The organism is uncultured Aggregatibacter sp. (assembly GCF_938046485.1).
GTDB lineage: Bacteria > Pseudomonadota > Gammaproteobacteria > Enterobacterales > Pasteurellaceae > Aggregatibacter.
The window spans coordinates 1-10,436 of the sequence record NZ_CALIWN010000068.1 but is presented as its reverse complement, the minus strand read 5'-3'; the positions used below and the strand labels follow the sequence as shown (position 1 = coordinate 10,436).

Sequence of the window (10,436 nt, the reverse complement as noted above, 5' to 3'; positions counted from 1 at the left end):
TTGTTGATGGTATTTTACCACCTATTGAGGACTGCGGGATTAGTGTACCACTACAAATGTCCTCAAACGTTGTCTATGGGTTCTACCATTCAAAGAATGGGTTGGTTATTGGCAGGATAATCATCGCGAAGGTGAACTTCTCGGTATGAAAGCCTTTGCCCCCGAAGAGATTTCACAAAACTACTTCAAGCAATTAGAAGAACAAATGAAATATGGTGAAATTCTGTTAGCTGCGTAACTTGCAACACGCTTAGAGATATTTCGTCAGATTTAAACAGAAAGGAATAACTAGCTTACCGAAATGAAGGTTGAGCGAACTTGTTACGCCTAAATCAACGGAAAATGGAGAATTTGCGTGAAAAATGATGATGTTGTTAGTAGAATTCCAGGAAAAATAAATGCCTTTTACAAGATCATCTCGGAAAGGCATTTAATTTATAATGCGACGTTAGTCAATTTTCGGTCTTTGTGCAACTGCTACATAATACTGAAATAGTTTTAAATCCACCGCACTTTTTCTTTTCGGTATTTTTTTATGTCTCACTACTCGACTTTCACAATCCAGCCTTCCGGCGCTTCGACATCACCAAATTGAATGCCGGTGAGCTCGTCATAAAGGCGTTTGGTGATTGGACCAACTTCAGTTTCTGAATAGAAAACGTGGAAGTCATCGCCATATTGAATGCCGCCGATAGGTGAAATAACCGCGGCTGTTCCGCAAGCGCCTGCTTCCGCGAATTTATCGAGTTCATTGATATAGACATCGCCTTCAATGGTTTCCATGCCTAAACGTTCTTTGGCTAAGTGAAGCAAGGAATATTTGGTAATACTTGGCAAAATGGAGTCTGAACGTGGTGTGATAAATTTATTATCGCGCGTAATACCGAAGAAGTTTGCCGCGCCCACCTCTTCAATTTTGGTATGGGTTTTCGGATCAAGATAAATGGCATCGGCAAATTGGCGTTTTGCGGCAAGTTCATGTGGTAATAGGCTTGCGGCGTAGTTTCCGCCGACTTTGACGCCACCGGTGCCATGTGGTGCGGCACGGTCATAATCGGTTACCAAGAAATTAGACGGTTTCATGCCACCTTTGAAATAAGCACCAACCGGACAACAGAAGACACAGAAAAGGTATTCCGGTGCAGGGCGTACACCGATGTTTTCACCAACACCGATAACGAATGGACGAAGATAAAGTGTCGCACCTGTGCCATAGGGCGCAACCCATTTTTCGTTGGCTTTCACCACTTCTTTACAGGCGCGAATAAATAATTCAGTTGGCACTTGTGGCATTAATAGGCGATCACAGGTGTTTTGCATACGTTTCGCGTTTTGATCCGGACGGAAAAGGTTGATTGACCCGTCTTTGCAACGGTACGCTTTTAAGCCTTCGAAACATTGTTGTCCGTAATGCAGTGCAGTAGAACCTTCGTGAATATGTAATGTGCTATCTGTCGTTAATTCACCGTTGTCCCATTTGCCGTCTTTCCAACGGGCGATAAAACGATAATCTGTTTTGATATAACTGAATCCGAGATTTTTCCAATCAAGTAAGTCTGACATGCTATTTCCTTAATATATTTCGATTAAATCGTTTTTAATCTACACCATTCCATTTGGATTGAAAATATTTTCATCATAAAAATCACTGAATTTTTGAAATAATAACGGCATTGTTTTTGGCGTTTTGTGAACTGGCGCAAGAAATAAACGGCTAACTATGGTAGAATTTTGCATAAAAAACACCGCTCTTTTGCGGAGCGGTGTCTGGCGAAAATGGCCGAATATACAGGAAATGAAAAGAAAGTGTAACTTTCGTTACTCACGTTTGGAAAAACCAAACAATATGCAAACACAACATCATACTTAATTGAAAATCTTAACAAAGAAGAAATCACGACTTAAGTATGGTTTCATTCTAAGTAGAATGCGCATAATGGGCAAAAGAGATTTTTTTATCAAACTGATTAAAAAAAATAATCTGATTGTTTTCTAAAAAATGAATCACTGAGAAATACTATGTATAAACGTTTGCCACCTTTAAATTCGCTCAAAGCATTTGAATCTGCCGCCCGATTTTTAAGTTTCACAAAAGCGGCAGATGAATTGTTTGTGACGCAAGCGGCGATTAGCCATCAAATCAAGCTGCTGGAAGATTTCTTAGGCGTTGCATTATTTAAACGCAAAAATCGTGCGCTGGAATTAACGGATTTTGGCAAAGCCTATTATGCCGACATCACGAAAATCCTACACCGTTTGGTTGAGGCGACAGATAAATTGCTGGCCTTAAAAAATGATAAACATTTAACCATCAGCGTGCCGCAAACCTTCGGTATCCAGTGGTTAGTGCCACGTTTGAGCGAATTTAATAAATTGTATCCCGACATTGAAGTGCGCTTAAAAGGGGTCGATCAAGATGAAGGCTTGCTTAGCCAAGACATTGATATTGCAATTTATTACGGCAAAGGCAACTGGGATAACTTACAAGTGGATCCCTTGGTGGAAGAGGATTTGCTCATTCTCGCCTCACCGAAGTTATTGGCACAAAAACCGATTCATCAACCACAGGATTTAAAACAGCATACTTTGTTGCATATTCATACCCGCGATAATTGGCAACATATGGCGAATTCTTTGGCGTTGGAGGAATTAAATATTCAGCAAGGCCCAATCTTTAGTCATACGTTCATGGCGTTGCAAGCGGCAATTCATGAACAAGGCATCGTGCTTGCCAATCGTATTTTAGCGCAACAAGAGTTGGAAAACGGCAATTTACAACCGGTATTTGATACCCATTTGCGAGATCCGAAATCCTTTTATGTGGTCAATCATTTAGATAACAGCAATGATGAGCGCATTGTGGCGTTCCGTTCCTGGATTATTCAAACCATTAATCAAGAAGAAAATAAACAAGAAAATGAATAAGTTGGCATTATATTGTCGGATGGGATTTGAGCGCGAGTTGGCGGCGGAAATCACCGATAAAGCAGCAGAAAAAGGCGTCTTTGGCTTCGCCCGTGTCACCGAAAACAGCGGCTATGTAATTTTTGAATGTTATCAGCCTGGCGAGGCGGATTTATTGGCACGAGAATTGCCCTTTCAACAACTGATTTTTGCCCGTCAAATGATCGTGGTTTCCAATTTGCTGACGGATTTACCACAACAGGATCGTATTACCCCGATTCTTCAACAATATCAGCAAATTGCGGAAAGCATTCCATTAACAAATAGCAATGAATTATGGGTTGAAACCGCCGATACGAACGAAGCGAAGGAATTACTTGGATTTTGCCGTAAATTCACTGTGCCACTGCGCCAAGCGTTGAAAAAACAAGGCTGGCTAAATGCAAAAAGTAACTTAAAGAGCGGTCTGACATTGCATGTTTTTTTCTTACAAAATAATACTTGTTATGTGGGCTACTCTTACAATCACAATCATTCTGCGCATTTAATGGGCATTCAACGTTTAAAATTCCCGGCAGATGCGCCAAGTCGCTCTACATTAAAATTGGAAGAGGCGATTTTGAGTTTTATTCCACGCCAAAAAGAAGCGGAATTGCTTAATGAAACCATGTATGCCGTGGATCTCGGCGCTTGCCCGGGCGGTTGGACATATCAGTTAGTGAAACGTGGTTTATTTGTATATGCCGTCGATCACGGCAAAATGGCCGCCAGTCTGCATGATACGGGGCGCATTGAACATTGTGCTGAAGACGGCTTTAAGTTTCAGCCGCCGAAACGACGTAAAATTGATTGGCTGGTGTGCGACATGGTGGAACAGCCAAGCCGAATTGCCGAGTTAATGGTGAGATGGCTGTTGAACGGCTGGTGTCATAGCATGATCTTTAATTTGAAGCTGCCGATGAAAAAACGCTATGCGGAAGTACAACAATGTCTGCAATTTATTACGGATAAATTGTCCCAACAAGGGTTAAAATTCCAATTACAGGCAAAACACCTGTATCATGATCGGGAAGAAATCACGGTTTACTTGCGTTTGCTCTAGGCATCGTGAAATCGACCTAAAAAAGGTTGTTTTTATCCCGCACGTTGTGCCAATCATGTGTAAAATACTGGGACAATTTACGCCAAAGTGCGGTTGTTTTTTTCGCTATTTATGATGGGAGACAAGTATGCGTTGTCCTTTTTGTTCGACAGAAGAAACCAAAGTTATCGACAGTCGTTTGGTTTCTGACGGTTTTCAGGTGCGTCGCCGTAGAGAGTGTGGTCAGTGTCACGAACGTTTTACGACCTTTGAAACGGCAGAACTAATTGTGCCGAAAGTGATTAAAAATAACGGCAATCGTGAGCCGTTTAATGAAGATAAATTACGTCGTGGCATTCAACATGCGTTAGAAAAACGTCCCGTGAGTGCGGACGATGTGGAAAAAGCCATTAGCCGTATTATTCACAAATTGCGCGCGACCGGTGAGCGCGAAGTGCCAAGTAAATTAGTAGGCACGTTAGTGATGGAAGAATTAAAGAATTTAGATAAAGTGGCGTATATCCGTTTTGCCTCCGTCTATTTGAGTTTTGATAACATCAACCAATTTAGCCAAGAAATCGAAAACTTAAAGGATCATTGATGAAGACACAATTCAGCCCGCAAGATGTTGCTTTTATGCAACTGGCGCTTGATTTAGCCAAACAGGGCGAATTCACCACAACGCCAAATCCTTCTGTGGGTTGCGTCTTGGTGAAAGACGGCGAGGTGGTCGGCAAAGGATTTCATGTGAAAGCCGGTGAGCCACACGCAGAAGTCATGGCATTACGTGAAGCCGGTGAAAATGCCCGTGGTGCAACAGCTTATGTCACCTTAGAGCCTTGTTCGCATTTTGGGCGTACGCCGCCTTGTGCGAAAGGCTTGGTTGAAGCTGGCGTGAGTAAAGTGATTGCGGCGATGTGCGATCCGAACCCTCAAGTGGCGGGTAAAGGACTACAGATTTTAAGCGACGCAGGCATTCAAAGTGCGGTGGGATTATTAGAAGAAAATGCCGAACAGCTGAATAAAGGCTTTTTAAAACGCATGCGTACCGGCAAGCCTTTCGTACAGTTAAAACTGGCCATGAGTATTGATGGCAAAACTGCCATGGCAAGTGGCGAAAGCAAATGGATTACCGGCGCACAGGCAAGGGCGGATGTACAGCAATATCGCGCTAAAGCTTCCGCGATCTTATCGACTTCACAAACGGTGCTGGCGGATGATCCCAGTTTAAATGTGCGTTGGGAAGAATTACCGCCTGACGTAAAAGCCGGTTATCCACAAGAAAAACTACGCCAACCGGTGAGGGTGATTTTGGATTCCACCCATAAAGTGCGGTCGGATTTTAAGGTGTTTTTAACGGAATCACCGGTTTGGTTGGTGGGCGAAGATGATTATTCGCTGACAGATTTTCCGCCTTTTACTGATTACTTAAAATTAAATCGACACCAAGGCGAAAGTCGCTTGCAGGCATTGATAGCAGAGTTAGGCAAGCGTCAAATTAACACCCTTTGGGTGGAAGCGGGTGCGACGTTGGCAGGCGCATTAATTTCTGAAAATCTGGTGGATGAACTGATTATTTATATGGCGCCAAAATTATTAGGCGATCAAGCCAGAGATTTATGCCATTTGCCTAATTTAACGCAACTTGCCGATGCGCCTTTATGGCAACTGCAATCTTGCGAACCTGTTGGCGATGATCTCAAGTTAATTTATATAAGAAAATGAGGAACTGATGCTAAAGAAACTTTTTCATTCGGCGATTATCGGCTTGGCTTCTGCTGCCGTGATTTTGTATGTCATGCCTAAAATCACTGACTCTCAACATGATGTTGCTTCTTATCGGGATGCTGTGCGTATTGCCTCGCCTGCCGTGGTGAATGTTTATAATCAAGCCTTTACTTCCTCTTCCTCTCAGTTCCAAGTGAATAACTTGGGGTCCGGCGTGATCATGTCGAAAGACGGCTACATTCTGACTAATAAGCACGTGATTCAAAATGCCGATCAAATTGTGGTGGCATTGCAAAACGGTAACATTTTTGATGCGGCATTAATTGGTTCGGATGCGTTAACGGATTTAGCCGTGTTAAAAATCAAAGCGGATAACTTATCCACGATTCCACAAAATCCCAATCGCCCTGTGCATGTGGGCGATGTGGCGTTAGCCATTGGTAATCCATACAATTTGGGGCAAAGTGTGTCGCAAGGGATTGTCAGTGCGGTAGGGCGTAGTGCGGTCGGTGAAGCACTGGGTCGCCAAAACTTTATCCAAACTGATGCCTCCATTAACCGAGGCAATTCTGGTGGGGCGTTAATTAATTCTGCCGGTGAGCTATTGGGTATCAGCACCTTAAGTATTGGCAAAACCGCCAATGAAATTGCAGAAGGGCTAAATTTTGCCATTCCCATTGATTTGGCAAACGACGTTATGAAAAAAATTATTCGTGATGGACGTGTTATTCGGGGGTATTTCGGTGTACAAACGGATATTTTATTTAGCAACGGGCAAGGCGCATCTTCGCAAGGTGTGCTGATCACCAGCATTATTCCGAATAGCCCGGCAGCAAAAGCCGGGTTACAGGCAGGCGATATTATTCTGAAAATCAATGAGGTCGAGGCACGTTCACCGGCAGAAATGATGAAACTTATCGCGGATGTGCGTCCGAATACACGGGTTCAGGTTGAGATTTCCCGCTTGGGCCAAGTGTATAACATTCCGGTGGTTATCGAAGAATATACCCTTAATTAATAGGTGGTGGCATGGAACAAGTTAAAACCAGTCATTTTTTTGCCTGTTTGGATCGTCTCAGATTGATTCAGCGCTGGTCGCTCATGCGCAATATTGAACGAGAAAATTTGGCGGAACACAGCTTGCAGGTGGCTTTTGTTGCCCATGCATTAGCGCTCATTAAAAACCGTTTTTACGGTGCCCAACTCAACGCGGATCGAATTGCTGTCATGGCGATGTATCACGACACCTCAGAAATTTTCACCGGCGATTTGCCTACACCAATCAAATATTTCAATGAAGAGATCACGCACGCCTATAAACAAATTGAAACAGCGGCTGAGTTGCATTTAATGAGTTTACTGCCGGAAGCATTACAAGCCGATTTTTTACCTTATTTGGATAATCAATGTTTTGCAGAGGAAGAAAAGCACATTGTGAAACAGGCGGATTTAATTTGCGCTTATATAAAGGTGAAATTTGAGCTGGAAAACGGCAACCAGGAATTTAAATCGGCAAAAGTGCGGTTAGAAAAATTGATGGATCAATGGCAAAGCCCCGAAATGGATTATTTTTTGCAGGTGTTTGTACCGAGTTTCGGCAAATCCATTGATGAAATTACGTTGTAAATTTGATGTATAAAAAATCTCCGCCCAAGTAAAAAAGGCGGAGATTTTTTATTACCTTGCTCGCAAAAGTGCGGTGAAAAATCACCGCACTTTTTATCTTTAGAGATTAATAAAGCGTCGCAATAATCACCTGTTCCGGATCAACAGAAGCCCAAACGGACTGATTGATTTCCACATGTTGATCTTTGGTGAGCGTTGCACAGAACTCGATGTTTGAGCCTTCTAACACTAAAATCGCTTCACCGGCTTCACCTTTATCAATAATGGATGTGACCGTCGCTTTAAATTGATTTGGCAAATTTTCTTGCGGATTGGCGGTAATTTTGACCCATGGCGCTTTAAACATCACCATGACTTCTTTGTCAGATTCAAGTTTTAAGCGCACCGCACTTTTTTCGGTGATAGAGACAGTCAGCGGTTTGTCAAAATCTTCTAAAAGAATGTCAACAAAACAGTGAATATCTTCAAATCTTAATGCTTGTACTTTGCCGAAAAATTGGTTTCTGGCACTGGTTTGCAAGGAAAAACGCGCCATGGCGGAGAGCAAACTGTTTAACGGCACTTTTTCATCATGCAGAATATCAAAGGCTTTTTCTTGGGTTTGTTCTAATAGATCATAGAGTTTCAATAAACGTTGTGCATAAACGGTTAATGCCGTTCCGCCACCATTTCGCCCACCGATATTACGTTCTAACAACGGTTTCGGGCTGATTTGATTCATCGCCTCAAGGTGATCCCAAGCGCTTTTATAACTGACATTGGCATTTTTAGCCGCTTGATTGATGGAACCGCATTTTTCAATTTCTTGTAATAAACGGATGCGTTTAGGATCGGCGAAAAGGGTCTCTTTCAGTTTAATGGTGAGTAAAATTTCTGTTCCGTTCATTGTGTTCCTCAAAATTGCGCTGACGACTATATGCGGCACATCATACTATATTTCTAAAAGAATAAGAATGTTTAACCCTACCTCCGAAAGGTTAGGGCATATTTTGTTTTTTAAATAATGGGTTATACGCCTTTTATTTCTCTATTTTCGTTGTATAATTTGCGCTATATATAACTTATTAACTAACCAAAACGGAGTTTTTACTATGTTTAAATATTCAAAAATCGCTGCCGGTTTAGCGGCAGCTTGTTTGGCATTCTCTCTTTCTGCACAGGCGAAAGTGACTGTGTTTGCTGCTGCTTCAATGACCGATTCATTAAAACAAGTGGCAGAAGATTACAAAAAAGTGAATCCGAAAGAAGAAGTGGCATTTTCTTTTGCGTCTTCTTCAACTTTAGCAAAACAAATTGAAGAAGGTGCGCCTGCCGATTTATTTATTTCAGCCAGCACAAAATGGATGAAATACCTTTCAGAAAAAGGGTTAACCGTTAAAGAAACCGAAAAATTATTAGTGGGTAATGAACTGGTTTTAATCTCACAAAAAGACAGCAAATTACAAAACGTTGATATCGCAAAAGGCGAATGGATCAAGCAATTAAAAGATGCTTATTTGTCTGTAGGTGACCCTGCACACGTACCTGCCGGTCAATATGCGGAAGAAGCGTTAACCAAATTAAACTTATGGGATCAAGTCAAAGACAAATTAGCTCGTGCCAAAGACGTGCGTGCAGCATTGGCTTTAGTTGAACGTGGCGAATCTCCTTTGGGTATCGTGTATGCAACTGATGCGAAAGTGAGCAAAGAAGTGAAAGCGATTGGTGTGTTCCCACAAGATTCTTACAAACCGGCGGATTATCCGGTTGCGATTTTAAAAGATCACAACAATGCGGAAACGCAAGCATTCTTGAAATACTTAGAATCGCCTGAAGCGAAAAAAGTATTTGCTGATTACGGTTTCTCTGTAAAATAAGCAAACCGACTTTGACTCATTAAGCGTAGCCATGATGCTACGCTTTGTTTATATAGGGAATTGAATTTTGTTTACAGAGTTTCTAGTGTTATTAGGCTTGAGCCCATTAGAAATCGATGCCATTCGCTTGAGTTTAGAGGTTTCGGTCAGTGCTATGGTATGGAGTTTGCCTGTTGCCGTTTGGGTGGCATGGCTTTTGGCACGAAAAGATTTTTATGGCAAATCCATTGTGGGTGGGATTATTCACTTGCCTTTGGTGTTGCCGCCGGTTGTCATTGGTTATCTTTTATTGGTTGCCATGGGACGCAATGGTTTTATCGGGAAATATTTGTATCAATGGTTTGGATTGACCTTTGGATTTAGCTGGAAAGGGGCTGTATTAGCTTCTGCGGTAGTGGCATTCCCTTTGGTCGTGCGTGCCATTCGCCTTTCCCTTGAAAGTATTGATTTAAAATTGGAACAGGCCGCCAGAACACTGGGGGCTTCTGCGTGGCGGGTGTTTTTAACGATTACCTTACCGTTATCTTTACCGGGTATTCTCGCCGGTATTGTGCTTGGTTTTGCGCGTTCTTTAGGGGAATTCGGCGCCACCATTACCTTTGTGTCCAATATTGCCGGTGAAACTCAAACCATTCCCTTGGCCATGTATTCCTTTATTCAAACGCCAGGGGCGGAACAAGAAGCGGCGAGATTATGCATTTTTGCCGTTATACTCTCTCTTATCTCACTTTTTTTATCGGAATGGTTAAATAAACGCATGCAAAACAAGTTGGGACAAACAAATGTTGCACATTAATATAAAAAAACAATTGGGCAATTTAGCACTTCGTGCCAACTTAGCCATTCCTTCTCAAGGCGTCACGGCCATTTTCGGTTTGTCCGGTTCCGGCAAAACCTCTTTGATCAATTTAGTCAGTGGGCTTATTCAACCGGATGAAGGATTTATTCGCTTAAATGACCGCACTTTAGTCGATACTGCCAATCGTCAACAAATCGGCGTCCATCAACGACGCGTGGGCTATGTGTTTCAAGACGCCCGATTATTTTCCCATTACAATGTAAAAGGTAATTTAACGTATGGCATGAAAAATGCCAGTCGGGAAGAATTTGACTATATTGTGGATTTATTAGGCATTCGGCATTTATTAAAACGTTATCCGCTGACCCTCTCCGGCGGCGAAAAACAGCGCATCAGCATCGCCCGCGCCCTGCTGAAAAACGCGCCAATCATCATCCTCGAC

General features: G+C 42.4%; 12 protein-coding genes and 1 pseudogene. 10 read left to right on the top strand and 3 right to left on the bottom strand.

All coding sequences use genetic code 11. The features are described 5' to 3' along the window. Window positions 1–58: 58 nt before the first annotated feature. A pseudogene (locus tag Q0203_RS08680) lies at window positions 59–238 on the top strand (DDE transposase); the annotation flags it as partial. Between the two features lie 305 nt (window positions 239–543). Here Q0203_RS08680 and Q0203_RS08675 read toward each other — a convergent pair. Continuing rightward, a complete protein-coding gene (locus Q0203_RS08675) occupies window positions 544–1,563 on the bottom strand; it encodes a branched-chain amino acid aminotransferase (RefSeq protein ID WP_209362723.1) in 1,020 nt (339 codons plus the stop codon). Between the two features lie 39 nt (window positions 1,564–1,602). Beyond that, window positions 1,603–1,737, bottom strand: coding sequence for a hypothetical protein (locus Q0203_RS08670; RefSeq protein WP_021616935.1), 135 nt, complete (start codon window positions 1,735–1,737; stop codon window positions 1,603–1,605). A gap of 282 nt (window positions 1,738–2,019) precedes the next feature. Between Q0203_RS08670 and Q0203_RS08665 the strand changes: the two genes are divergently transcribed. The 6 genes from Q0203_RS08665 (at window position 2,020) to yfbR (ending at window position 7,339) form a co-directional block, all read left to right on the top strand. Continuing rightward, window positions 2,020–2,925: a transcriptional regulator GcvA gene (locus Q0203_RS08665; RefSeq protein ID WP_297931562.1), complete on the top strand. Its 906-nt coding sequence runs from the start codon at window positions 2,020–2,022 to the stop codon at window positions 2,923–2,925. Beyond that, window positions 2,918–4,006, top strand: coding sequence for a 23S rRNA (cytidine(2498)-2'-O)-methyltransferase RlmM (gene rlmM / locus Q0203_RS08660; protein WP_297931559.1), 1,089 nt, complete (start codon window positions 2,918–2,920; stop codon window positions 4,004–4,006). The genes Q0203_RS08665 and rlmM overlap by 8 nt, the downstream gene beginning before the upstream one ends. A gap of 127 nt (window positions 4,007–4,133) precedes the next feature. Continuing rightward, entirely contained in the window at window positions 4,134–4,586 is a 453-nt protein-coding gene (gene nrdR, locus Q0203_RS08655) for a transcriptional regulator NrdR (protein WP_297931556.1), read from the top strand. After that, window positions 4,586–5,710 (top strand): bifunctional diaminohydroxyphosphoribosylaminopyrimidine deaminase/5-amino-6-(5-phosphoribosylamino)uracil reductase RibD, encoded by a 1,125-nt coding sequence (gene ribD / locus Q0203_RS08650; RefSeq protein ID WP_297931553.1) that lies wholly within the window; start codon window positions 4,586–4,588, stop codon window positions 5,708–5,710. The genes nrdR and ribD overlap by 1 nt, the downstream gene beginning before the upstream one ends. Window positions 5,711–5,717: 7 nt before the next feature. Continuing rightward, a complete protein-coding gene (gene degS, locus Q0203_RS08645) occupies window positions 5,718–6,731 on the top strand; it encodes an outer membrane-stress sensor serine endopeptidase DegS (protein WP_297931550.1) in 1,014 nt (337 codons plus the stop codon). Window positions 6,732–6,742: 11 nt separating this feature from the next. Then, window positions 6,743–7,339 carry a 5'-deoxynucleotidase gene (gene yfbR, locus Q0203_RS08640; protein ID WP_021616929.1) on the top strand — a complete coding sequence of 199 codons (597 nt, stop codon included), beginning with the start codon at window positions 6,743–6,745 and terminating at the stop codon, window positions 7,337–7,339. Window positions 7,340–7,445: 106 nt separating this feature from the next. Here yfbR and Q0203_RS08635 read toward each other — a convergent pair whose 3' ends face one another. Further along, on the bottom strand, window positions 7,446–8,225 hold the full coding sequence (locus Q0203_RS08635) for a TOBE domain-containing protein (protein WP_111294100.1): 780 nt from the start codon (window positions 8,223–8,225) through the stop codon (window positions 7,446–7,448). Between the two features lie 205 nt (window positions 8,226–8,430). Between Q0203_RS08635 and modA the strand changes: the two genes are divergently transcribed. The 3 genes from modA to Q0203_RS08620 form a co-directional block, all read left to right on the top strand. Further along, on the top strand, window positions 8,431–9,195 hold the full coding sequence (modA, locus tag Q0203_RS08630) for a molybdate ABC transporter substrate-binding protein (RefSeq protein WP_297931545.1): 765 nt from the start codon (window positions 8,431–8,433) through the stop codon (window positions 9,193–9,195). Between the two features lie 67 nt (window positions 9,196–9,262). Beyond that, window positions 9,263–9,991, top strand: a complete 729-nt coding sequence (gene modB, locus Q0203_RS08625) for a molybdate ABC transporter permease subunit (RefSeq protein ID WP_297931543.1) — start codon at window positions 9,263–9,265, stop codon at window positions 9,989–9,991. Then, window positions 9,978–10,436: ATP-binding cassette domain-containing protein (locus Q0203_RS08620; protein WP_297931540.1), on the top strand; the 459-nt coding region annotated here is incomplete at its 3' end. The genes modB and Q0203_RS08620, both read left to right, overlap by 14 nt.

Bases quoted from the DNA above. Each gene is read 5' to 3' on its own strand.
- Q0203_RS08675 (WP_209362723.1), bottom strand. From the start codon at position 1,563: ATGTCAGACTTACTTGATTGGAAAAATCTCGGATTCAGTTATATCAAA.
- Q0203_RS08670 (WP_021616935.1), bottom strand. From the start codon at position 1,737: ATGCAAAATTCTACCATAGTTAGCCGTTTATTTCTTGCGCCAGTTCAC.
- Q0203_RS08665 (WP_297931562.1), top strand. From the start codon at position 2,020: ATGTATAAACGTTTGCCACCTTTAAATTCGCTCAAAGCATTTGAATCT.
- rlmM (WP_297931559.1), top strand. From the start codon at position 2,918: ATGAATAAGTTGGCATTATATTGTCGGATGGGATTTGAGCGCGAGTTG.
- nrdR (WP_297931556.1), top strand. From the start codon at position 4,134: ATGCGTTGTCCTTTTTGTTCGACAGAAGAAACCAAAGTTATCGACAGT.
- ribD (WP_297931553.1), top strand. From the start codon at position 4,586: ATGAAGACACAATTCAGCCCGCAAGATGTTGCTTTTATGCAACTGGCG.
- degS (WP_297931550.1), top strand. From the start codon at position 5,718: ATGCTAAAGAAACTTTTTCATTCGGCGATTATCGGCTTGGCTTCTGCT.
- yfbR (WP_021616929.1), top strand. From the start codon at position 6,743: ATGGAACAAGTTAAAACCAGTCATTTTTTTGCCTGTTTGGATCGTCTC.
- Q0203_RS08635 (WP_111294100.1), bottom strand. From the start codon at position 8,225: ATGAACGGAACAGAAATTTTACTCACCATTAAACTGAAAGAGACCCTT.
- modA (WP_297931545.1), top strand. From the start codon at position 8,431: ATGTTTAAATATTCAAAAATCGCTGCCGGTTTAGCGGCAGCTTGTTTG.